The organism is Methylobacterium sp. CM6241 (assembly GCF_054817845.1).
In genome coordinates, this window is sequence record NZ_CM139246.1 from 561,205 (window position 1) to 584,201 (window position 22,997).

Consider the following 22,997-nt stretch of genomic DNA (forward strand, 5'->3'; position numbering starts at 1 on the left):
GTCAGGCGGCCTTCGCGAAGGACCCGACCGAGGCCAGGGCCTGGTCGAGATCGGCCAGGATGTCGTCGATATGTTCGAGGCCGATGGAGAGGCGGACATAGCCGTCGGACACGCCGGTGGCGCGCTGGTCCTCGGGCGTGAGCTGCGCGTGGGTGGTGGTGGCCGGATGGATGGCGAGGCTGCGGGCATCGCCGATATTGGCCACGTGGTAGAACAGCGACAGGGCTTCGATGAAGCGCCGGCCGGCCTCGCGCCCGGCAGCGAGCTCGAACCCGACGAGGCCGCCATAGCCGCCCTTGAGGTACCGTTCCGCCCGCTCGCGCGCCTTGCCGGTGGCGTGCGAGGGGTGGATGACCCGCTCGATCTCGGGCCGTGCGGCGAGGTAATCGACCACGGCCTGCGCGTTGCGGCTGTGGCGCTCGATGCGCAGGGCCACGGTCTCCAGCCCCTGCAGGGTGAGGAAGGCGTTGAGCGGCGAGACGGACGGGCCGAGGTCGCGTAGCAGCCGGACCCGGGCGCGCAGGATATAGGCGATGGGCCCGAGGGGCTTGGCCGCCTCCGTCCAGACCGCGCCGTGATAGCTCGGATCGGGGGTGTTGAGGGCCGGCTGGCGCTGGGGGTTGGCCGCCCAATCGAACCGACCGCCATCGATGATGGCGCCGCCGATGGCGATGCCGTGGCCGCCGAGATACTTGGTGGTGGAATAGACCACGATCGCCGCGCCATGGTCGAACGGGCGCGCCAGGAGCGGCGCGGCGGTGTTGTCGACGATGAGCGGGATGCCGAAGCCCCGGCCGATCTCGGCCACCTCCGCGATGGGGAAGACCGCGAGTTTCGGGTTGGCCAGCGTCTCGCCGTAATAGGCGCGGGTGCGGTCGTCGGTGGCGCGGCGGAAATTCTCCGGGTCGGCCGGATCGACGAAGCGGACCTCGACTCCCTGCTCGGCCAGCGTGTTGGCGAAGAGGTTCCAGGTGCCGCCATAGAGGTCGGTGGAGGCGACGATGTTGTCGCCCACCCGCGCGAGGTTCTGCACCGACAGGGCGGAGGCCGCCTGGCCCGACGCCAGCGCCAGCGCCGCCGCCCCGCCTTCGAGGGCGGCGAGGCGCTGCTCCAGCACGTCGACGGTGGGGTTCGTCACACGGGTGTAGAGGTGGCCGAGTTCCTTCAAGGCGAACAGGTTCTCGGCATGGGCCGTGTCGCGGAACTGGAACGAGGTGGTCTGGTGGATCGGCACCGCCACCGAACCCGTGGTCGGATCGGCGCGCCAGCCCGCATGCAGGGCGATCGTCTCGGGGTGAAGCGAGGCGGGCCGGGGCGACTTGGGCCGGGGCGACGTGGGCGTCGTGTTCTGGTTCGACATGGGGTGGCTCCGGGAAAGGGAACGGGACGGGGGCATTGGCCGAGGGATATCGGTCACCGCTTCGCAGAAGCGGCGTGATCCCGGCATCGACCGAAATGATCGGAACTACAGTTCCGTCGAAGATGAAGTCTATTCCGGCTTTCGACTATGCCGCTCGGCGACTGCTCAAGATGACATCCGTATCATGAGGCACGGGCCGTCCCTGTCAACGAAATGGAATTTCGATTTTCGAGGTGGATCGACACAAAGTCTTCGGCGGCGAGGGTGAGAGAAAGAAGAGACCGTTCAAACCCGGCATGAGCCCGCCTACCACCGCCGATGCGCGGGTAAGGCCAAGACGGCGCGGACCGTCGATGGGCTCCCTACTGCCAATCCGGCCCGCCCCTCATCCCTGCCGCCGCTCGAACCGGAAAGGGCGGTGCTCGACCTCGAAGGCCCGCATCTCGACGGTCCACAACCCGCCATCGTCACCGTCCAGGGTGAAGTGGAACGCGTAGGCGGCACCGCCCTCCCCGGCGGGGTCGCGGAACTCGATCTCGTCGAGCCACCACGGCTCGTCTGCGAGGCCGCAGGCTTTCGTCTTGTTCACGAACAGGTCGAGATAGGCCGAGGCCGCGTCCCGCACGCCCGGGAGCGAGGCTGCGACCTTGGTCGCCAGGCCAGCCTGGACGTGACTCACCTCGCCGTTCTCTTCGCCGAGGTAGAGGGTGATATGGTCGATCCGTGCGACCCAGGTGGCAGGTCCCATCCGGGTGAAGTTCAGGGCCACGGCGTCACCTCCCCTCTCACCTCCCATGCGGGGGACCGCCGCTCCCTGCGGAACGAAGGTACCGGCCAGGATGAGGTGGGTCGGCTCGTTCAGTCGACGGCGATCATCACGTCGGAGGATTTGACGACGGCATAGGCTTCGCCGCCCACGGCGAGGCCGAGCGCATCCACCGAGTCATTGGTGATCGAGGCGGTGACGACCGTGCCGTCGGCAATCTCGATCTTCACATGGGCGGTGGTCGCGCCCTTCTCGACGGCGACGATCTTGCCCTTGAGGGTGTTGCGCGCGCTGATCTTCATGACGTTTCCTATGGTTTTGCTGCGTTGGGGCCGAGGAGCGTGAAGCCCTGCGCCTCGAAGAACGGCCTCGCCTCGGCGCTCTTCAGGAAGGCGAGGAATTTCGCCGCCCCCTCTCCTTTGGCTTCGGCGGTGACGGCGAAGGGGTACACGACCGGGGGATGACTGTCCGGCGGAAACACGCCCACGATCTTCACGCCCGGATCGGATCTGGCGTCGCTCTCGTAGACCACGCCCAGCGGCGCTTCACCGCGCGAGACCAGGAGCAATGCAGCTCGCACGTTGTCGGCCTGGGCAAGGCGCGGCTGCAGGCCTCCCCACAGGCCGAGCTTCTCGAAGGCGGCTTTCGCGTATTTGCCGATGGGCACCGAATTGACCTCGCCGGTGGCGAGACGCCCCTCGGGTCCGAGTGCGGCGGAAAAGCCCTCGGCGGTGAACGGCAGGTCGGCGGTCGCGGCGTCCTTCGGCGCGATGACGACGATGCGGTTGCCGAGCAGGTTCACGCGGGTCTCGGGACGGATGAGGTTCTTCTTTGCGAGGTAGTCCATCCATTCGAGATCCGCCGAGGCGAACAGATCGGCCGGGGCACCGGATTCGATCTGCCGCGCCAGGGCCGAGGAGGCAGCGTAGCTCGCCTTCACCTCGACGCCGCTCCTGGCGGTGAAGGCCTTGCCGGCATTGTCGAGGGCGTTCTTCAGGCTGGCGGCGGCGAAGACGGTGGTCGTCTCGGCCGCCCTGGCGGCAGGCGCCAGAACGACGAGGCCGGCGAGCATGAGGGCACGGAGGGCGTGGCGCATGGAGGGGAGCTTCCCGAAAGCAGACAGGGACGGGTCGTCAGGCGGCTTTCGGCAGCGACGCCATGTCGATGACGAAGCGGTATTTCACGTCGCTCTTGAGCATGCGGCCATAGGCCGTCTCGATCTGGTCGATGGGAATGATCTCGATATCCGAGGTAATCCCGTGCTCGGCGCAGAAATCCAGCATCTCCTGCGTCTCGGCGATGCCGCCGATGAGCGAACCGGAGAAGTTGCGGCGCCGCCAGATCACGCTGAAGGCGTTGACGGCGAGGGGCTTCTCCGGTGCGCCCACCTGCACGAGGGTGCCCTCGCGCTTGAGCAGGCCGAGATAGGCGTTGATGTCGTGGTCGGCCGCCACGGTGTCGAGGATGAAGTCGAAGGTCTCGCCCTGCGCCGCCATGGCGCCGGGATCCTTCGAGATCACCACCTCGGAGGCGCCGAGCCGCCTCGCATCGGCCTCCTTGCCGGGCGAGGTGGTGAACAGGACCACATGCGCGCCCATGGCATGGGCGAGCTTGACGCCCATATGGCCGAGGCCGCCGAGCCCCACGACGCCGACCTTCTGCCCGGCCTTCACGCCCCAGTGGCGCAGGGGCGAATAGGTGGTGATGCCCGCGCAGAGGAGCGGGGCGACGGCGGCGAGATCCAGGTTTTCGGGGATGCGCAGGACGAAGTGGCTGTCGACCACGATATGGCTCGAATAGCCACCGAACGTGTGCCCGCCGGTCTGCGGCTCGGGACCGTTATAGGTGCCGGTGAAGCCGGGCACGCAATACTGCTCCAGGCCCTCCCTGCAGCTGTCGCACTCGCGACAAGAGGCGACCATGCAGCCGACGCCGGCGAGGTCGCCCGCCCTGAACGCCGAGACATTCGCGCCGACCCGCGTCACCTTGCCGACGATCTCGTGGCCGGGAACGCAGGGGTAGAGCGTGCCGCCCCATTCGTTGCGGGCGGTGTGCAGGTCCGAGTGGCAGACGCCGCAATACAGGATCTCGATCTCGATATCGGAGGCGCCGGGGTCGCGACGCTCAAAGGTGAAGGGCGAGAGCGGCGCTTCCGCGCTGGTGGATGCGTAGCCGGTGCAGGTGAACATGCTCGTATCTCCGCGATCTGCTGGCCGAGGCGGCCCTGTGCCACCCCGCCCCATCCTCGCCCGACCCCGTCATCGACGGAAGTCCCGGCCAAGCGCTATATACATTCGGATATATCGGTTGCTCAAGGATTGATCGCCCGACCGCCTGGCCTATCGTCGATCCTCACCGGAACGGTTCCAGGGCGTGGGCCGGCGAGGGGCAGATAGATGGCGACATTGAGCATCCGGATCGATCTCGGCCCCGGGAACCGCCTCGGCCCCGGCAAAGTCCGCTTGCTCGAAATGGTCGCCGAGCACGGCTCGATCTCCGCGGCGGGACGGGCCATCGGGATGTCCTACAGGCGCGCCTGGACGCTGATCGAAGCCTTGAACACCGGTTTCGGCCGACTGGTGGTCGAAGCGCAGATCGGCGGCAGGAGCGGCGGCGGGGCACGGCTCACGGCCTTCGGAACGGCTCTGGTCCGCGATTACCGTGCCATCGAGGCGGCGGCGGAGAAAGCCGCCGCGCCGTACCTCGACGCCCTCGACCGGGAGGCGGTTGCGACGGGACATCGATGAGCGAGTAACGCTCCCCAGCGGCACCGGTCACGTCTCGTCTCTCCGCCTGCGCTCGATGTCCAGCGCCGCGTCCATCACCGCGTCGACCTCGAAATGGTGCAGCATGTGGCCGAGCCCATGCAGCCAGCGAAAGGTCGCGCCCGGAATCAGGCGCGCGGCCTGACGCCCATGGACCAGCGGGTTCGTGACGATGTCGGCACTCCCGCACAGGATGGCGACGGGCACGCGGCAGGTCGCGTAACTGATCGCGCTGCGGGACAGATCCCCCCATAGCAGATTGGCGTTCTCGCCATCGGCGACGAGGCGGCGGTGCTGGCCCGCGAGCCGGAAGGGAAATTCGGCGGCGAAACGCTCCGGCATCCGCTGCGGCAGGAACATGGCCCGCCACAGCAACGGCATCAGCATCGCGTCGCTGCCCGATAGCATCCGCGACAGTGCCTCCCCGCCCACCGGGCTGGCGCGCGGCCCGAACAGGATCTGTTCGAGGCGCAATTCGGGAAAGCAGATCGGCGAAATGGCGACGACACCGCCAACGTCGTCGGGATGAGCCATGCCGAAGGCGAGGCAGACCGCGCCGCCGAAGGAATGGCCGACCAGGATGGGTCGGGTCAGCTGCAGAGCGCGCGAGACCTCCCGCAGGATATCGGCCTGGCGCCAGAGCGACGCGTCGCTCTGGCGGACATGTTCGCTCTCGCCATGGCCGGGACGGTCGACGGCGACCACGTGGAAGTGCCGCGACAACACTTCCATGGGCCCGAGCCACATGTCGTCCAGGGTCATCACCGCGCCGTGGACGAGGATGAGGTCCGGCCCCGACCCCGCTTCGACGTAGGCGATCCTCGGCCCGTCCGGGATGTCGAGGAAGCGGCGTGGCGGCACAGCCCCCCATCGCGTCACCGGCGGGGGAGACGCTTCGAGGAGAGCTGCATCGCGGCTTGGTTCGGCATCGATCGTCAACGCCACCTCAGTATCGTCTTCCGGGCAAAGACTTGCGGCCAAGGATCACGGCGGCGGTGGCGGCGAGGCCCGCCACGGTGCCCATGGCCACGAGGGGATGCAGGGTCGCCCGGGTATAGGTGCTCGTCCGCATGACGGGATAGGGCGGCGCGCCCCTCACCTCGCCCGCGCCGCGCGGGGCGTGCAGGGCCCCCTCGGATTGCTCCGCCGGCTCCGAGCGCTTCTGGAGCGCGATGATGGAGGAGGCCAGCCGGTCGTAGGCGCCGGGGGCGAATTCCTTGCCCATGACGAACAGCTTGCCGCCACCGCCGACGATGATGTCGCGCTGGCCATGCTCCGCCGCGTGAAGGATCGCGTTGGCGACCTCCTCTGGCGGATAGATGGGCGGAGGCAAAGCCGGCCGCCGGTCCATGTAGTTGCGGGCCCGGTCGGGGAGTGGCGTGTCGATCGAGGCCGGCTTGATCAGCGTGACGGAGACCGGTGCGTCCTCGGCGATCAACTCCATGCGCAGCGTGTCGGTGAAGCCCTTCACCGCGTGTTTCGAGGTCGCGTAGAGGCCCTGGAACGGGAAGGCGAGGTCGGAGGCGATGCTGCCCACATTGATGAGCGCGCCCCCGCGCCGGCGCAGGTGCTCGACCGCGATCAGGGACCCGTTCACCGTGCCCCAGAGGTTGGTCCGGATGAGCCGCTCGTGGTCCTCCTGGGCGATCTCAGAGAGCGGCCCATAGACGGTGAGGCCGGCGACGTTCACCCAGGTGTCGAAACCGCCGAAGGTCGCGATGGCGGCGTCGGCGATGGCCTGGACATCCTCGCGGCGTCCCACATCCGCCACGACGGAGGCGGCACGGCCGGCGCCGCCGAACTCCTCGCGAAGGCGTGCGAGGACGTCCGCGCTCCGTGCCGCGAGGACGACGCGGGCGCCCCGCGCCGAGGCCATGCGGGCCGTGGCGAGGCCGATGCCGCTCGATGCCCCCGTGATCACGATAACCTGCTCGCGCAGGGGTTTATGTTTCATCGGCGCGTTCTCCCGGTCACTGCAGGGGTTGGAAAATCTCCAAACCTACGCATGAGTCGGGAATGCGTTGCCGGCAGCGCCGGCCTGCGCGGTTTTCACGCGCGCGCCAGCATCGGCCGCCGGTGAGCTTCTCAGCCCCCGGTGAGACTCTCGGCGAAATCGTCGGGCACCTCGCCGAACTGGCCGAGGATCGTCGCGCTTTCGAGCTCGCCGGTCTCGTCGTCGGCGACCACCTTCAGGGCAGCGGTGCCGGGCAGGCGGCCAGACATGGCCTCCGCCTTCTTCAGGGCGCCGCTCTCCGTGGGTGCCACCTCGCGGTCACCGGGCACGAGGCGCTTGCGCTTGATCACGAAGGTCTGGACCACGAACGTCGTCTTCAGGGCCATAGCCGTCTCCGTGGGCCGTACCGCCCTCCCTGCCTCATAGGCCGGGCGCGGACACCTTACCAGAGACGGATCAGGCCGTAGCCGTCCCGCGCGTCCACGATCTCGATGCCGAGAAGGCCGATGAGGAGGAGGCTTACCCGGAACACCACCGGGCCGAAGGCGCCGGAGAACAGGAAGAGACCCGCCAGGATCAGGCTGACATGTCCCGCCAGCGGATCGGCGAAGCGCCGCACCGGCTCGGGCAGCCAGGGCTGAAGGATGCCGTAGCCGTCGAGGCCCGGAAGCGGCAGCAGGTTGAGGATGATGGCGGTGCCCTGGAACAGGGCGGAGACGGCGAGAACCGCCCGCAGCGTGTCGGATTCCTCGCCCGTGAGGGAATAGAGCACGGCCAGCGCGAGGAGGACGAGGCCGTTCATCGCCGGGCCGGCCGCCGAGACTGCCGAGATCCAGAGCTTGCTGGACAGGAGATGGGTGTTCACGAACACGCGCCCGCCGGGAAATCCGATCCCCCCGAGGATCGTGAACAGCAGCGGCAGGACGATGGAGGAGAGCGGGTCGGCGTAGAGACGCGGGTCCAGGGTGAGGTAGCCGCTCTGCGGGATGTCCGTATCGCCTCCTTTCCAGGCGACGAAGGCATGGCCGAATTCGTGCAGGCACAGGCTGAGCAGCCAGCCGGCCATCACGAAGACGAACGCCACACCCGAGCCCGCCACGGCGCCGGTGCCGATGGCGAGGCCGGTCCCAAGGAAGATCAGGGCGATCAGCAGGAAGTTCGCACTGGGGCCGACCGGAAGGGTGGCGGCGCGAACCTGGCTTGGCGGAAGCTCTGACGACATCTCACCCCCGATGGAATCTGTGACCGACGGACGGGCGGCGGCCGGTGAAGATCCCGGCCTTCGTTACGCACGTAACCCCGCGCGAGGCACCGTCGCATCGCGGGAGCTTCGTGCGCATGACACGATAAAGTGGTGGTCTCAACAGCGCACCGTCACCGACCGCCCTTCTCGACCACTCTTCCATGAGCCAAGCCCGTCACGCATGACCCTGCTCCGCGTCATCCTGCTCCTCGCCCTCGGGCTCTCGGCCTCGGTCCTCGGCGCCCTGTTCCTGTTCCAGCGTCATCTCATCTATCCCGGCGCTTTCGGGAGCGGTTTCGGCGAGGGCGAGCGCGGGGTGCCGGCCGGGACGGAGGCGATCACGCTGAATACGGCCGACGGCCACCGCCTCTACGGCCTGTGGTGGGCACCGGAACCCGGACGCGGCGTGGTGCTGACCTTCCACGGCAACGGCTCGCTTCCCGAGCCGCATGCCGCGCGGTTCTCGAACGGGGTCTGGCGCGCCGCCGGCTGGGGCACCCTCGCCATCGCCTATCGCGGCTATCCGGGCTCGACCGGCTCACCGAACGAAGCCGGCCTCATTGAGGACGGGCTGGCGGCCTACCGCCTCGTCCGTGACCGCGCCCCGGACGCACCGATCCTGCTTCACGGCCATTCCATGGGGGCGGCAGTGGCCGTGGCCGTGGCCGCGCGCGAGCCTCATCTCGGCCTCTATCTCGAAGCCCCGTTCGTCTCCCTCACCCGCCTCGTCGGCGAACACTTCCCGCTGCTGCCCCGGCTGCTCCTGCGCGATACCTGGCGCTCGGATCGCCGCATCGGCGAGGCGACGGGGCGCATCCTCATCGTCCACGGCACCGGCGACCCCGTGATTCCCGTGGCGCATGGGCGCGACCTCGCGGCCCTCGCCGGGACCAGGGCGCGCTTCGTCGCCGTGCCGGGCGATCACGTCTCGCTCCTCGGCCAACGCGACGCGGAGGCGGAAGCGACGTTCCGTCCCGTCAGGAGTGCCGAGCCCATTCCGGCAATGCCGCGTTGATAGCGGCAGGATGGGAGACGGGAATTTGGGACGACGCGCCCGGCAATGGCGGGAGGACGAGGAGACCGGGAACCTTCCGTCCGGCCCCACGATCTGCCCGCTCTGCGAACGGCCGATCCCGCCGCGCGCCAAATCGAGCCTGCACCACCTCACGCCCAAGCTGAAGGGCGGCGCCAAGGCCGGCACCGTCCGCCTGCACCAGATCTGCCATTCCGCGATCCACGCCCGCTACAGCGAGGCCGAGATCGCCCGCCGCCTCGCCGATATCGAGGTTCTGCGGGCCGATCCCGAGATCAGCGGATTCCTCGCCTGGGTGCGGACCAAGCCGGACGATTTCCACGCCGCGACGCGGATGACGCGGGCGCGCAAACTCTCGCGCCGCAAGGTTTCCTGACGCCCCGCCATCCGCTTCGATGGTCGCCCCCGCACGGCCGTCGGGCGGGTGGTCGCCGCTCCATAAAGTCGGCTGTTTTTCTTTAGAACAATTCGTTTTTGTTGCTCTGGAAGCACGCAGCCTGAGCAACGATTCCCAAGTACTTGCTCGGTTTCATGTAATAAATTATTCGCTTGCGTATACACAAAGTCGTTCCCCCAAATTTTTGAATCTTCCATGCGCCGGCCCCGAGCCGAAAGCTCGCGTGCCCGTCGCAAAAGCAGGAATGCAACGGTGCGTAAGCGCGTCTCGACACTGGCGACAACCCTGAGTTACTCCGCAATCGGCGCCGCTTCGCTCGGTCTCGCTTGGATGGGATCATCCTCGAGCGCATGGGCGCAGACCGCGGTGCGGCTGGACGAGCTGTCGGTGGAGGCCTCGTCCGGCGCCGCGGGCCGGGGCAGTTCGGGGTCGGGGCGCCTGGGAGACCTGCCGCCCCCCTATGCCGGCGGTCAGGTGGCGCGCGGCGGGTCCCTCGGGATCCTCGGCACCAGGGATGTGCTGAACACGCCCTTCAGCACCGTCAACTTCACGCAGCAGGTGATCCAGGATCAGCAGGCGCGCACCGTCGCCGATACGCTCATCAACGATTCCTCGGTGCGCCTGACGACGGGCAGCAACGGGTTCGACGATACGTTCCAGATCCGCGGCTTTCCCGTTCAGTCACAGGATGTGGGCCTGAACGGCCTGTACGGACTGGTCCCCTCCAACCGCGTGGCGGCGCAATACATCGAGCGCATCGAGCTGCTCAAAGGGCCCGGTGCCTTCATGTACGGCATCCCGCCGGGCGGGAGCGTCGGCGGCAGCATCAACATCGTGACCAAGCGCGCGCTCGATATCCCTTTCGTGCGCGTCACGCCGCAATTCATCAGCGATGGCAATTTCGGCGTCCATGTCGATGCCGGTACCCGCGCCGGCGAGAACAAGGAATGGGGCATCCGCTTCAACGGCCTGGGCCGGACCGGCGAGGCCTCGATCGACAACGGCAACCTGCAGAGCGGCATCGGCGCCCTCTCGCTCGACTATCGCGGCGAACGCCTGCGCTGGGCCCTCGATGTCATCTCGCAGAACGAAGACACCAAGAACTTCCGGCCCCAGCTGAGTCTACAATCGGATATCCCCTTCATTCCCCGGCCGCCCGATGCAAGAGGCAATTGGTTTCCGGGGACGCAGCTGAAGCAACGCGACAACACCGTCGCCTCCTTCGTGGAATACGACCTGACGGATTGGCTGACCGCCTATGGTGGAATCGGCTATCGCGCGGGCTCCAATCAGCAGACCTTCCCGGATACGCGCGTCTTCGGGTACTCGAACGGAGTCGATGCTCTCGGCAACTTCCGGCTCATCGACGCTTTTTACGATTCCGAGAGCAGCACGATCAGCGGCAACGCCGGCGTGAAGGCCCGTTTCGTCACGGGCCCCATCAACCATTCGCTGAACCTCGTCTTCACCGGGTTCAATCGGGAGGACAGCTTCGCCTATGTGTCGAACACACCGGGTGAATCGGTGCCGTCGAACATCTACCGGCCGGCGCCGCTTCCCGTGGTCACCGGGGCGCGCCTCAATCCCCAACGCTATGCCGACACCTCGCTGACGAGCGTCGCCGTCGTCGACACGATGTCGGCCTTCGACGATTCTCTGCTGCTCACCGCGGGCGTCCGCTACCAGATGGTGAACCAGAAAAGCTACAACACCATCACCCAGGCACGGACGAGCGAATACGATTCCGATGCCACATCGCCCCTCGCCGGCATCGTCATCAAGCCCTGGCAGAACGTCTCCCTCTACGCGAACTACGCCGAGGGATTGACGACGGGCACCATCGTCGGTCCCGGCTTCAGCAATGCGGGCGCGATCCTCAGCCCCTACAAGTCGGATCAGCAGGAAGTCGGGATCAAGGTCGATTGGGGGACCATCACGACGACGGCCGCCCTCTTCCAGATCAGCCGGCCCGATCTGGTCCAGACCGCCTCCGGTGCCCAGGCCTACAATGGCGAGCAACGCAACCAGGGCCTGGAACTGTCGGCCTACGGTGCCATCGCACCCAACCTGCGCGGGTTCGCGAGCGCGACCTTCCTTCGCCCCGAACTGACCAAGCCGATCGATCCCCTGCGGCGGGGGAACGACGCCGCCGGCGTGTCCGATCTCACCGTCTCCGCCGGCCTCGAATGGGATACGCCCTGGGTACCGGGCCTCTCCCTCAACGGCCGGGTGATCTACACGTCCGGCGCATACCTCACCGACGCCAACACCTTGCGCTTCCCCGACTGGACGCGGGTCGATCTCGGCTTTCGCTACGCGACGCTGGTCTATGACAGGCCGATCACCTTCCGGTTCAATGTCGAGAACGTGGCCGACAACCGCTATTGGCTCACGACCGGCACCTTCGTGACCGTCGCATCGCCCCGGACCTTCATCCTGTCCGCCTCCCTCGACTTCTGATGCCGTAGAACCGGGCGGGGCTCGGCGAGCCCTGCCCCCGAACCTGCCCAGGACGGGGCTATCATCGAGGGTACCGCTCCCAGACGAGGGTGAGAATGCTCGTCTTGCCGTCGACGTTGAACTTGAAGGGAGGGGTCGTCAGGATGATCTTGCCATCCTTCAGTTCCACATCCCTGATCTGCGAGGTTCCGCTCCACGCTTCGTTCCACGACGTGTCGATCGCGTGCGTGATCCTTTGTCCATCGAGCGTGTACGTGCCGGCATAAGCGAAGAACGTCTTGTGCAGATGGATACGATCTTCGTCGGTCATCTTGTCGTTGGCGATGGGTTTCGTGCGGCCCTCGAAGGCGCAGATGACTATCATGCGCCCGTCCTTGCCGTAGGTGAGCCAACCGCTGGGGCGGGGTCCGCCATAAGCATCGAGCGTCTCGTTCGTATCGACGATCTTGCGGGTGGCGCTCGCGAGGCGCCACGTTCCATGAATGTCGTGCGCTTCGAGCGCGACGGCAGACGAGGCGACGAAGCACCACGCCGCGGCGGGAACGCATAGTTTCACGAATCCCTCCCATGTCTTTCGATTCGCCACCGGCGAAGCGCAATAGATTATGCGAATACTTGACATTCCGCCATGACATCGAGGCCATCGCGATGCGAAACGGCATTATGGACCGCTCTGCGATCCGAGCCTTCGCGTTGACCGGGCCTTCGGCATCGATCAAGGAAAGCTGCATCACAGGCAGCCGGCCTTGATTCCGGATCGGCCATGCTCGTTCCCGGATTTCGACGGAGTGCAGCTTTGGCCCCAGCGACCCAGATCCCAGGCCCCGGCGCCGAGGAGGCCTTGAGACTCGCCTGGGTCGACGTCGCCAAGGGCCTGTGCATCATCCTCGTGGTGATGATGCACTCGACCCTCGGCACCGGCATGGACATGGGTGGCGAGGGCTTCCTCCATACCGTCGTCGCCTTCGCCAAGCCGTTCCGGATTCCCGATTTCTTCCTGCTGTCGGGCCTGTTCGTCGGCCGCGTGATCGACCGGGACTGGCGTCTCTTCGCCGACCGGCGGGTCGTCCACTTCGCCTATTTCTACCTGCTCTGGGTGCTGATCCAGTCGACGGTGAAATACGGCCAGATCGTCGACGGCGGCGGGCCGGGGGCCTTCCTCGCCCATCTCGCGCACGCTCTGGTGGAGCCCTATTCGACCCTCTGGTTCATCTATCTGCTCGCCGTCTTCTCGGTGCTGACGAAGCTCCTGCGCCGCCTGCATCCGGCGCTCCTCCTCGGCGGGGCCGCCCTGCTGCAGAGCCTCCCCCTCGAAGGTCATTCGGATCTCGTCACCGAATTCTGCGGCCGCTACGTCTGGTTTGTTGCCGGCTACTTGTTCGCGGCCCGGATCTTCCGGTTCGCCGACCTCGTCCGCCGCCACCCCCGCGCCGCGCTCGGCGGCCTCGCGGCCTGGGCATTGGTGAACGGCCTCTTCGCCTTCACCGCTACAGGCCACGAGACCTTTCCGACCCTGGCCAGCCTGCCCCTCGTCAGCCTCGCCCTCGGCGGGGCCGGGGCGCTCGCCATCGTGGCCGTCGGCGCATTGCTCACCCTCGCCGGGGGGCCGGTGACGGCGGCGCTCAGAGCCTGCGGCGAGCGCTCGATCGTGATCTACCTCGCGTTCTTCCTGCCCATGGCGGCGACCCGGACGCTGATCGTGAAGACCGGCGCCATCGCCGATATCGGGCTGGCCAGCCTCGTCGTGACCCTCGTCGCCGTGCTCGTCCCCCTCGCCATCGAGCGGGTGGTGCGCCACACGCCCTTCGTCTTCCTGTTCCGTCGCCCGGCAGCGTTCCACATCGTCGCCGAGACGCCACCGCGATCCGCGAGGACGGCGGCAACAGGCTGAAATCAGGCCTGATCGTCGATGTAGCGGGAGGCGATCATCGAGGCGGCGGTGCGGTTCTCGACGCCGAGCTTGGCGTAGATGCTCTCCAGATGCTTCGTCACCGTGCGCGGTGACAGGCCGAGGATGTCGCCGATATCGCGGCTCGCCTTGCCCCGCGACAGCCAGAACAGCACGTCGGCCTCGCGGGCGGTGATCGGCAGGTTGGCGCGCAGGCGCTCGATGCCGCTGGCGGAAGCATCGCGGGAGAGGCGCAGCAGCACCTCGTCGCCGGTGGTGCCGATGAGGCTGAGGCTATGGGCGGCGCCCTCCGTATCCGGCAGCGTGACGGAGGCCGCGTTGCCGCCCTTCAGCTGTTCGGCGAGCCAGGAGCGGCCGGCCTCGGGCAGGCGCGAGCCCCCGTCGCCGAGCTTGGCCAGCACGCGGGCGGCCTGTGGCGTGCTCCACAGGACGGTGCCCTGGCGATCCACCGCGAAGAGCGTGCGGCCGGTCGTGTCGAGGGCGGCACGCGCGCTCTGTGCGGCCCGCGCGCTCGCCAGATGCACGCGGATGCGGGCCAGGATCTCGTCGGGGGCGATCGGCTTGGTGACGTAGTCGCTGCCGCCCGCCTCCAGGCCCTTCACGATATGCTCGGTCTCGGACAGACCGGTCATGAAGATCACCGGCACGAGGGCGAGGTCGCTGCGCGCTTTGAGCCGCCGGCAGGTCTCGAACCCATCCATGCCGGGCATCATCGCATCGAGCAGGATGATGTCGGGGGTGATCTCCTCCACCAGCGCCAAGGCGAGGTCGCCCGCCACCGCCACCAGCACGGTGGCGCCGGAGCGCTCGATCGCCTCGGTGAGGAAGCTCAGGGTCTCGGGGGAATCGTCGACGACGAGGACGATGTCGCGCTGCGTCTCAGCCATCGCGCATCCCTTCGAGGATGCGCACGTAGCGCCGGAGGTCGTAGGAAGCGACGAGCCCGCGCATCTGCGCGGCGATCTCGGCGGGCATGGCCGACTGGCCTTCGAGCTCCGTCAGCTTGGCCTCGATACCGCGGACATGGCCGATCCGGCCGAGGCGGATCAGCTCGGCGATGTGGTCCTGGCGCAGGGATTCGCCGCCTTGTCCGCTCCGGGGCGGAGCCTCCACCATGGCGGGCGCGGAGGGGGCGGGCTGGCCCAGCGCCAGCAGCCGGTCGATCCGCTCCAGGAAATCGCGCAGGTCGAAGGGCTTCGGGATGATCTCGTCATGCGGGGCGTCGTCACCCCGGATCGGGCTGATCTCGTGGACGTTGGCGGACATGATGGCGATGCGGGAGGAGAGCCCGGCATCGCGCAGGGCCTTGGCCACGGCCCAGCCGCTCATCCCCGGCATGGCGATGTCGAGGAGGATGATGTCGGGCCGCCGCTCCATCGCCAGGTTCAGGCAATGCGGCCCGTCGGGGGATTCCAGCACGACGAGGCCGAGCGGTTCGAGCACCTCGCGCATGAGGGCGCGATGCGCGGCATCGTCGTCGGCCACCAGCACCACGCGCGGCGGCCCGACATGGACCGGCCTCTCCCGCCGGCTGCCGGCGGCGCGCTCGGACGGTTCGGCGGGCTTGGGACCGGCCGGGCGGTGCACCGAGGCCAGCATGAGCCGGAGGCTGAAGCAGGTGCCACGGCCGACTTCGCTCTCCACGCTGACCTCGCCGCCCATCACCTGGGCGAGGAGATGCGCGATGGTGAGCCCGAGCCCGGTTCCCGGCGTGTTGCGGGCGGCGGGCAGCGAGCCGCGCTCGAAGGGTCCGAAGATCCGCTGCAGGTCGCCCTCGGGAATGCCGAGGCCGCTATCGCGGATCGAGAACACCGCGACCTGGCTGCGATACGTCATCTCCAGGGAGACCCAACCGGTTTCCGTGAACTTGATCGCGTTGGAGAGGAGGTTGAGCAGGATCTGGCGCAGGCGCTTCTCGTCCGCCGCCACCACGGCCGGCAGCACGGGCGGGCGCGAGAACCGGAATTCGAGGCCGGCGGCGTTGGCCTGGAGCCGGACCATGTCGACGATCTGGTCCAGGAATTCGGCGAGGCGGAATTCGTTGCGGTGGATCTGCAGGCGCCCCGCCTCCATGCGCGAAATGTCGAGGAGACCGTCGATCAGGCCCGACAGGTGCTGGGCGCTGCGCCGGATAACGCGGATGCCGTTGCGGCGCGGGGCCGGGATGTCGTCGTCCCCCTCCAGCAATTGCGCGTAACCGAGGACGGCGTTGAGCGGCGTGCGGAGCTCGTGGCTCATGCCCACCACGTAGCGGCTCTTGGCGAGGTTGGCGGCCTCGGCCGTCTCCTTGGCCTGCTGCAGCTTGGCGTCGGTGATCTTGTGGGCCTCGATCTCGGCCTCGTAGAGGGCGGTCTGGCGGGTGGTCTCCTCCTGCGCCACGCGGCGGCTCTCCTGGGCGAGCACGAACAGCCAGGCGACGATGCCGAGGATGACCACGAGGATGAAGAACACGCTGGTCAGCGCGGCGCGCAAGGTCTCGCGATGCTCCGGCTGCGTCGTCGAGATCCCACCATGGACGATGCCGAGAATGAGCCCGATCACCGAGACCAGGGTCAGCATGAGGGCGAGGTAGCGGCCGAGGGGCGCCCCGATCCAGGCGGCGGTCTTCTCGGGCATGATCCGGGACAGCACGCCCTGGGCCTGCGCCTCCAGGCGGCCATGCGGCTTGCACAGGTCGCCGCAGCGGGCGTCCAGCGAGCAGCAGAGCGAGCAGATCGGCCCGGCATAGGCCGGGCAATGGGCCATGTCCTCGCCCTCGAACGGATGCTCGCAGACGGTGCACTGGATCTCAGGCAGTCCGCCCCATTCGGCGGTAGCAGGCCTGGCGAGGTAGTACCGGCCGCCGGTGGCGTAGGCGATGGCGGGTGCGGCGGCGAAGGCTGTGACGAGGGCGAGCAGCGGCGCGAAGTTCTGGAGCCCGCCCCCAAGCAGACCCACATAGGCGAGGGAGCCCACCACCAGCGCCAGCGCGGACGCTCCGGTGCCGACCGGGTTCACGGCGTAGAGATGCGCGCGCTTGAACTCGATCCCCCGCGGCGACAGGCCGAGGGGCTTGTTGATGGCCAGATCCGCCGAGAGCGCGCCGACCCAGGCCGAGACCACCACCGCATAGAGCGAGAGCGTGCTGGCGAGGGTCTTGTCGATGCCGAGTTCCATCAGCAGCAGCGCGATGGCGACGTTGAAGACGAGCCAGACCACGCGGCCGGGATGGCTGTGGGTCAGGCGCGAGAAAAAATTCGACCAGGCGATGGAGCCGGCATAGGCGTTGGTGACGTTGATCTTGAGCTGCGAGATCACCACGAACAGGCCGGTGAGGAGGATCGCCCCCTCCCGCGACGGCATCACGTAGCCGAAGGCGACCCCATACATCTGCGTCGGCTCGGCCGCCTGATCGTAGGGCACGCCCTGCCCAAGGGCCAGCACCGCCAGGAAGGCGCCGAGCATGATCTTGAACATGCCGGGCAGGATCCAGCCCGCGCCGGCCCCGAGCACGGCGAGCCACCAGCGCGGATTGCTCCCCGATTCGGACGTCTCGGCCGGCGGGACGAAGCGGAGGAAATCCACCTGCTCGCCGATCTGCGCCAACAGCGCGAGGAGGATGCCGGAGGCGAGGCCGAACTGGGCGAGGTCGAAGCCCGAGATCGGGTAACCCATGAATGTGGAGATCGAGCCGACGGCTTCCGATGCCCCCGGATAGGACAGGAGGTCACCGAAGGCGGGGCCGCTCTTCCACGCGATGAAGCCGAGGGGCAGGAGATTGAGCCCGATCCAGAGCGGCTGGGTCCAGATCTGGAACCGGCTGATCAGGCTGATCCCGTAGATAACGAGGGGGATCACCACGACCGCGCTGACGATATAGCCGATCCAAAGCGGCAGGCCGAGGCAGAGTTGCAGCGCCAGCGCCATGATCGACGCCTCGATGGCGAAGAACAGGAAGGTGAAACTCGCATAGATCAGCGAGGTGATGGTGGAACCGAGATAGCCGAAGCCGGCCCCGCGTGTGAGGAGATCGATGTCGACGCCGTAGCGGGCGGCATAGAGGCTGATCGGCACGGCGGTGGCGAAGATCAGCACGCCCACGAACAGTACCGCCGTCACGGTGTTGGTGAAGCCCGTGGCCAGGACCAGGGTGCCGCCGATCGCCTCCAGTGCCAGGAACGAGAGCGACCCCAGCGCCGTCTGCGCCACCCGCAGGCTCGACCAGCGCCGCGCCTTCTTGGCGGTGAAGCGCAGGGCGTAATCTTCGAGGGTCTCGTCCGCGACGAAGCGGTTATAGGCTCGCCGGATCGGGGGAATCTGCTGGCGGCCGCTCATGGGGTCGTTCAGTCTGCCCGGTAAGCGTCACGTGTGGGAGGAGCCGGCCCGCATGCGGTCACGGGCAAACGGCGGTCGATCAGCAATCCCCGTGCCGCGGGGCCGGGAGACATTGGTACACCAGGAGAGCCGCGTCGAGGCCCCGCTCCACAGGGAAGGCATGCCTCGCACAGGGAAGACGATTCTCCGAAGGGGGCGAGAGGCGAGGCGCACAACCTCTCTCCCTACGCAAAACAGCGTATATGCTGCGCCGCGCCATCACGCCTAGCTTCCGCCATCCGCAACGGCCCGCCTTATGCAGGAGCCGGCGGGACATTTCCTGGAAGGGGTTCACGCAGGATGGCAGCCGACAACGAGCACGGACCGCACTCGGCCCTCCGTCGCAAACTTCTCATGGGTCTGGCGAGCATTCCGGCCATGGCCATGATGCCGCGCAGCGCCTTCGCTGCGGCTCCTCCGACCTCGGCGGTGAACACCACCGGCCTCGCGGTGACCGACACCGAAGTCACCGTCGGCATCCTCCATTCCGCCACCGGCACGATGGCGATTTCCGAGACCGGATCGATCCAGGCGGAGAAGCTCGCCATCGCGCAGATCAACGAGGCCGGCGGCGTGCTGGGCCGCAAGATCAAGATCATCCAGGAGGACGGCGCCTCCGACTGGCCGACCTTCGCCGAGAAGGCCAAGAAGCTCCTCGTCAACGACCATTGCGCCGCCGTGATGGGCTGCTGGACCTCCGCCTCGCGCAAGGCCGCTCTCCCGGTGTTCGAACAGTATAACGGCCTGCTCTACTACCCGACCTTCTACGAGGGCCTGGAGCAGTCCAAGAACGTCATCTATACCGGCCAGGAAGCCACGCAGCAGATCCTGGAATCGCTCAACTGGGTGACCAAGGAGAAGGGCGCCAAGACGTTCTTCTTCATCGGCTCGGACTACATCTGGCCGCGCACCTCGAACAAGATCGCCCGCAAGCACATCGAGAACGTGCTGAAGACCAAGGTCGTCGGCGAGGAATATTTCCCGCTGGGCCACACCCAGTTCAACTCGGTCATCAACAAGATCAAGCTGACCAAGCCCGACGTGATCTTCACCGACGTCGTCGGCGGCTCGAACGTGGCGTTCTACAAGCAGCTCAAGGCGGCCGGTATCGACCTCAACAAGCAGACCCTGCTGACCATCTCCGTGACGGAAGACGAGATCGACGGCATCGGCGGCGACAACATCGCGGGCGCCTATTCCTGCATGAAGTACTTCCAGTCGCTCAAGAACGCTAACAACGAGAAGTTCGTCGCCGCCTTCCACAAGATGTGGGGCGAGAAGACCGTGATCGGCGACGTGACCCAGGCCGCCTATCTCGGCCCGTTCCTGTGGAAGATGGCCTGTGAGAAGGCCGGCTCCTTCGACGTCGACAAGGTGGTCGCGGCCTCCGCCGACATCGAGTTCAAGGAAGCCCCCGAGGGCTACGTCAAGATCCACCCGAACCACCATCTCTGGTCGAAGACCCGCGTCGCAAAGGCTCTGCCGAGCGGCCAGTTCGAGATCGTCTACGAGAGCCCCGCGCTCATCGAGCCGAACCCCTTCCCGAAGGGCTACCAGTAGGACTGCGCTACCGGCGTAGATTTCTTCGTCGTCCAGACGGGACAATAGCTGGCGACGAGAGCCTCCACCGGAAACTCGGACACTCCGTCATCCCGGGTCCACGCAGTGGAGCCCGGGATCCAGAAACGCAGGTTCCACAAGGTTCTGCACCGTCGGCGGCTCTGGATTCCGGGCTCGCCTACGGCGCCCCGGAATGACGGGATGCCAGATACCGTCGCCCATTCGGAAGGGAAGACGCCGGCGGCCCAAGGATTGCACGACCGTCATTGCCTCCCTCGGAGTACGAAAACATGCTCGGTGACTATTCCCTCGGAGATCTCGGCGCGATCTTCGCGATGCAGGGTTTCGCCGGCCTGATCCTGTTCTCGGTCTACGTGCTGATGGCGCTCGGCCTCGCGGTCATCTTCGGTCAGATGGGCGTGATCAACATGGCGCATGGGGAGTTCATGATCCTCGGCGCCTACGTCACCTATCTGTGCTCGACCTTCTTCCAGACCCACCTGCCCGGCCTGTTCGGCGTCTACTTCTTCGTGGCGATGATCCTGGCCTTCCTGGCCTCGGGAGCCCTCGGGATGATCGTCGAATGGACGCTCATCCGGCATCTCTACAAGCGCCCCCTCGATACGCTGCTCGCCACCTGGGGGCTCTCGCTGATCCTGCAGCAGGCCTACCGCACCATCTTCGGGGCCCGCGAAGTCGGCGTCGAGCTGCCCTCATGGCTCATCGGCTCGATCCAGGTCACCGACACGATCGAGGTGCCGATCAACGGCTTGTTCGTGATGGCGATCACGACCCTCATCACCGTCGGCGTCGGCCTGCTGATGTACCGCTCGCGCTTCGGCCAGCAGGTGCGCGCGGTGATGCAGAACCGCCCCATGGCGGGCGCGGTCGGCATCGATACCGAGAAGGTGGATCGCTACACGTTCGGCCTCGGCTGCGGCATCGCCGGTGTGGCGGGCTCGGCCTTCACCATGATCGGCTCCACCGGGCCGACCTCGGGCCAGCTCTACATCGTCGACACCTTCCTGATCGTCGTCTTCGGCGGCGCGGCGAGCCTCCTCGGCACCATCGCCTCGGCCTTCTCGATCTCGCAGACCCAGTCGACCCTCGAATTCTTCCTGTCCGGCTCCACCGCCAAGGTTCTGACGCTGCTCGCCGTCGTCGGGATCCTGATGGTCCGCCCGCAGGGTCTGTTCACCCTCAAGGTCCGGCGCTGAGGAGGCCATCCCGATGACAAGCCCCGTCCAGACCCTGTCGAAGTCGCTCACCGTGAACGACAATCCCTTCATGAAGCCGATGGAGTGGGTGAGCCTCGCGCTCCTCGCCGGTCTCATCCTCTTCGTCCTGCCGGCGACCCTCGACGCGTTCCGCCTCAACCTCGTCGGCAAGTATCTCACCTACGCCTTCGTGGCGCTGGGCCTCGTCATGTGCTGGGGCTATGCCGGCATCCTGTCTCTCGGACAGGGCGTGTTCTTCGGGCTCGGCGGCTATTGCATGGCCATGTACCTGAAGCTCGAAGCCTCCAGCGTCGAGAACACCAAGATCCAGTCGACGCCGGGCATCCCGGACTTCATGGACTGGAACCAGATCACCGAACTTCCCCTGATGTGGAAGCCGTTCCAGAGCCTGCCGCTGACGCTGATCCTCGTCGTGGCCGTGCCGGTGTTCTTCGCCTTCATCATCGGCTTCGCGATGTTCACCCGCCGGGTCGGCGGCACCTACTTCGCCATCATCACCCAGGCCATCGCCGCGATCCTGACGATCCTCATCGTCGGCCAGCAGGGCTATACCGGCGGCATCAACGGCATCACCGACCTGCGGACCCTGCACGGTTGGGACATCCGCACCGACAGCGCGAAGTTCATCCTCTACTTCGTCAATGGCGGCCTGCTCCTCGGCTGCATCCTGGCGGCGCAATACGTGAAGAAGGCCAAGCTCGGGCGCATCCTCCTCGCCATGCGCGACAAAGAGGACCGGGTCCGGTTTTCGGGCTATTCCGTGGCCGGGTTCAAGGTCTTCGCCTTCTGCCTCGCGGCCGGCTTCGCCGCCATCGGCGGCGCGATGTTCACCCTGCAGGTCGGGTTCATGTCGCCGTCCTTCGTCGGCATCGTGCCCTCCATCGAGATGGTGATCTACGCCGCCGTCGGCGGGCGCCTGTCCCTGTTCGGCGCCGTCTGGGGAACGCTTCTGGTCAACTGGGCCAAGACCACCTTCTCGGAGAGCTTCCCCGAACTCTGGCTCTTCGGCCTCGGCGCCCTGTTCATCGCCGTCGTGCTCGCCTTCCCCAACGGCTTGGCCGGCATCTACCGCAGCTATGTCGAGCCGCGCCTGACCCGCAAGGTGAAGGCCCTGGCGCCGGTGGGTGCGCCCGTCCCCCACGGCACCCCCGCCGAATAGGAGCGAGACTGACGATGAACGCTGCCATCCTGAGCTCGCCGATCATCGGCGAATCCCCCGACGCGAAGGACTTCCTCCTCTCGGTGGAAGCCCTCACCGTCTCCTTCGACGGCTTCAAGGCGGTGAACGACGTGTCGTTCTACGTCGATCCCAACGAGATCCGCGTCATCATCGGCCCCAACGGCGCCGGCAAGACCACGGTGCTCGACCTGATCTGCGGGCGCACCAAGGCCAGCGCCGGGTCGATCAAGTTCAAGGGCCAGGAACTCACGAAGATCTCGGAGAGCGCCATCGTCCAGGCCGGCGTCGGCCGCAAGTTCCAGACGCCGTCGATCTACGACGACCTCACGGTGTTCGAGAATCTGGAGATCTCGTTCCCCCGCGGCCGCACGGTGTGGGGCGCGCTGACCTTCAAACGCGATGCCGAGGTCCGCGACCGCATCCACGAAGTCGCGACCATGATCTTCCTGAAAGATCAGCTTAAAGAGCGGGCCGAGTTCCTCAGCCACGGCCAGAAGCAATGGCTCGAGATCGGCATGCTGCTGATCCAGGACCCCGAACTCCTGATGCTCGACGAGCCGGTGGCCGGAATGAGCGTCGGCGAGCGCATCAAGACCGCCGAACTCCTCAACCAGATCATCGTCGGCCGCTCGGTGCTGGTGATCGAGCACGACATGAAGTTCGTCGAGGACATCGCCCACCGGGTCACCGTGCTGCACCAGGGCAAGGTGCTCTCCGAAGGCTCGATGGAGCGGGTGAAGAACGACCCGAAGGTCATCGAAGTCTATCTCGGCCACTGA

At 67.0% G+C, this 22,997-nt stretch carries 21 protein-coding genes; 9 read left to right on the forward strand and 12 right to left on the reverse strand.

The window, feature by feature from the left end; translation table 11 throughout:
* Position 1: 1 nt before the first annotated feature.
* The 5 genes from ACYQR9_RS02680 to ACYQR9_RS02700 all read right to left on the reverse strand — a co-directional run bounded on the left by ACYQR9_RS02680 (position 2) and on the right by ACYQR9_RS02700 (position 4,315).
* Positions 2–1,360: an O-acetylhomoserine aminocarboxypropyltransferase/cysteine synthase family protein gene (locus tag ACYQR9_RS02680; protein ID WP_461228603.1), complete on the reverse strand. Its 1,359-nt coding sequence runs from the start codon at positions 1,358–1,360 to the stop codon at positions 2–4.
* Positions 1,361–1,745: 385 nt separating this feature from the next.
* A complete protein-coding gene (locus ACYQR9_RS02685) occupies positions 1,746–2,129 on the reverse strand; it encodes a hypothetical protein (RefSeq protein WP_461228604.1) in 384 nt (127 codons plus the stop codon).
* An 89-nt stretch (positions 2,130–2,218) separates the two neighbouring features.
* Entirely contained in the window at positions 2,219–2,428 is a 210-nt protein-coding gene (locus tag ACYQR9_RS02690) for a TOBE domain-containing protein (protein WP_461222119.1), read from the reverse strand.
* An 8-nt stretch (positions 2,429–2,436) separates the two neighbouring features.
* On the reverse strand, positions 2,437–3,222 hold the full coding sequence (modA, locus tag ACYQR9_RS02695) for a molybdate ABC transporter substrate-binding protein (protein WP_311275820.1): 786 nt from the start codon (positions 3,220–3,222) through the stop codon (positions 2,437–2,439).
* 37 nt (positions 3,223–3,259) lie between these two features.
* Positions 3,260–4,315: an NAD(P)-dependent alcohol dehydrogenase gene (locus tag ACYQR9_RS02700; RefSeq protein WP_461228605.1), complete on the reverse strand. Its 1,056-nt coding sequence runs from the start codon at positions 4,313–4,315 to the stop codon at positions 3,260–3,262.
* 207 nt (positions 4,316–4,522) lie between these two features.
* Here ACYQR9_RS02700 and ACYQR9_RS02705 point away from each other — a divergent pair, with 207 nt between their 5' ends.
* The gene (locus ACYQR9_RS02705) at positions 4,523–4,873 is read left to right on the forward strand and encodes a winged helix-turn-helix domain-containing protein (protein WP_461228606.1); all 351 of its coding nucleotides are present in this window, start codon (positions 4,523–4,525) and stop codon (positions 4,871–4,873) included.
* 27 nt (positions 4,874–4,900) lie between these two features.
* Here ACYQR9_RS02705 and ACYQR9_RS02710 read toward each other — a convergent pair whose 3' ends face one another.
* The 4 genes from ACYQR9_RS02710 to ACYQR9_RS02725 all read right to left on the reverse strand — a co-directional run bounded on the left by ACYQR9_RS02710 (position 4,901) and on the right by ACYQR9_RS02725 (position 8,067).
* A complete protein-coding gene (locus ACYQR9_RS02710; protein ID WP_461228607.1) occupies positions 4,901–5,836 on the reverse strand; it encodes an alpha/beta fold hydrolase in 936 nt (311 codons plus the stop codon).
* 1 nt (position 5,837) lies between these two features.
* Complete coding sequence (locus tag ACYQR9_RS02715) at positions 5,838–6,845, reverse strand: SDR family oxidoreductase (protein ID WP_311275816.1); 1,008 nt, start codon at positions 6,843–6,845, stop codon at positions 5,838–5,840.
* A gap of 131 nt (positions 6,846–6,976) precedes the next feature.
* Positions 6,977–7,231 carry a hypothetical protein gene (locus ACYQR9_RS02720; RefSeq protein ID WP_018041714.1) on the reverse strand — a complete coding sequence of 85 codons (255 nt, stop codon included), beginning with the start codon at positions 7,229–7,231 and terminating at the stop codon, positions 6,977–6,979.
* 56 nt (positions 7,232–7,287) lie between these two features.
* A complete protein-coding gene (locus tag ACYQR9_RS02725) occupies positions 7,288–8,067 on the reverse strand; it encodes a site-2 protease family protein (RefSeq protein ID WP_461228608.1) in 780 nt (259 codons plus the stop codon).
* A 202-nt stretch (positions 8,068–8,269) separates the two neighbouring features.
* On the opposite strand from ACYQR9_RS02725, the gene ACYQR9_RS02730 reads away from it, so the two are divergent.
* The 3 genes from ACYQR9_RS02730 to ACYQR9_RS02740 all read left to right on the forward strand — a co-directional run bounded on the left by ACYQR9_RS02730 (position 8,270) and on the right by ACYQR9_RS02740 (position 11,978).
* Entirely contained in the window at positions 8,270–9,103 is an 834-nt protein-coding gene (locus tag ACYQR9_RS02730) for an alpha/beta hydrolase (RefSeq protein ID WP_461228609.1), read from the forward strand.
* A gap of 10 nt (positions 9,104–9,113) precedes the next feature.
* On the forward strand, positions 9,114–9,497 hold the full coding sequence (locus ACYQR9_RS02735) for an RING finger protein (RefSeq protein WP_461228610.1): 384 nt from the start codon (positions 9,114–9,116) through the stop codon (positions 9,495–9,497).
* 351 nt (positions 9,498–9,848) lie between these two features.
* Complete coding sequence (locus tag ACYQR9_RS02740) at positions 9,849–11,978, forward strand: TonB-dependent receptor (protein WP_461229720.1); 2,130 nt, start codon at positions 9,849–9,851, stop codon at positions 11,976–11,978.
* A 61-nt stretch (positions 11,979–12,039) separates the two neighbouring features.
* Here ACYQR9_RS02740 and ACYQR9_RS02745 read toward each other — a convergent pair whose 3' ends face one another.
* Positions 12,040–12,534, reverse strand: coding sequence for a lipocalin-like domain-containing protein (locus tag ACYQR9_RS02745; RefSeq protein ID WP_461228611.1), 495 nt, complete (start codon positions 12,532–12,534; stop codon positions 12,040–12,042).
* Positions 12,535–12,741: 207 nt separating this feature from the next.
* Here ACYQR9_RS02745 and ACYQR9_RS02750 point away from each other — a divergent pair, with 207 nt between their 5' ends.
* The gene (locus ACYQR9_RS02750) at positions 12,742–13,869 is read left to right on the forward strand and encodes an acyltransferase family protein (RefSeq protein ID WP_461228612.1); all 1,128 of its coding nucleotides are present in this window, start codon (positions 12,742–12,744) and stop codon (positions 13,867–13,869) included.
* Between the two features lie 2 nt (positions 13,870–13,871).
* Here the strand turns inward: ACYQR9_RS02750 and ACYQR9_RS02755 are convergent, their stop codons facing one another.
* Both ACYQR9_RS02755 and ACYQR9_RS02760 read right to left on the reverse strand, forming a co-directional pair.
* The gene (locus tag ACYQR9_RS02755; RefSeq protein WP_311275809.1) at positions 13,872–14,774 is read right to left on the reverse strand and encodes a DNA-binding response regulator; all 903 of its coding nucleotides are present in this window, start codon (positions 14,772–14,774) and stop codon (positions 13,872–13,874) included.
* Positions 14,767–18,201, reverse strand: coding sequence for a hybrid sensor histidine kinase/response regulator (locus ACYQR9_RS02760; protein ID WP_461228613.1), 3,435 nt, complete (start codon positions 18,199–18,201; stop codon positions 14,767–14,769). Before ACYQR9_RS02760 ends, ACYQR9_RS02755 begins: the two co-directional genes overlap by 8 nt.
* 339 nt (positions 18,202–18,540) lie before the next feature.
* On the opposite strand from ACYQR9_RS02760, the gene urtA reads away from it, so the two are divergent.
* From urtA to urtD, 4 genes are all read left to right on the forward strand, one after another.
* Positions 18,541–19,800 carry an urea ABC transporter substrate-binding protein gene (urtA, locus tag ACYQR9_RS02765; RefSeq protein WP_056422246.1) on the forward strand — a complete coding sequence of 420 codons (1,260 nt, stop codon included), beginning with the start codon at positions 18,541–18,543 and terminating at the stop codon, positions 19,798–19,800.
* A gap of 290 nt (positions 19,801–20,090) precedes the next feature.
* Positions 20,091–21,017 carry an urea ABC transporter permease subunit UrtB gene (urtB, locus tag ACYQR9_RS02770; protein WP_461228614.1) on the forward strand — a complete coding sequence of 309 codons (927 nt, stop codon included), beginning with the start codon at positions 20,091–20,093 and terminating at the stop codon, positions 21,015–21,017.
* A 13-nt stretch (positions 21,018–21,030) separates the two neighbouring features.
* Complete coding sequence (gene urtC / locus ACYQR9_RS02775) at positions 21,031–22,197, forward strand: urea ABC transporter permease subunit UrtC (protein ID WP_207414355.1); 1,167 nt, start codon at positions 21,031–21,033, stop codon at positions 22,195–22,197.
* A gap of 14 nt (positions 22,198–22,211) precedes the next feature.
* Positions 22,212–22,997: an urea ABC transporter ATP-binding protein UrtD gene (gene urtD, locus ACYQR9_RS02780; protein ID WP_018041704.1), complete on the forward strand. Its 786-nt coding sequence runs from the start codon at positions 22,212–22,214 to the stop codon at positions 22,995–22,997.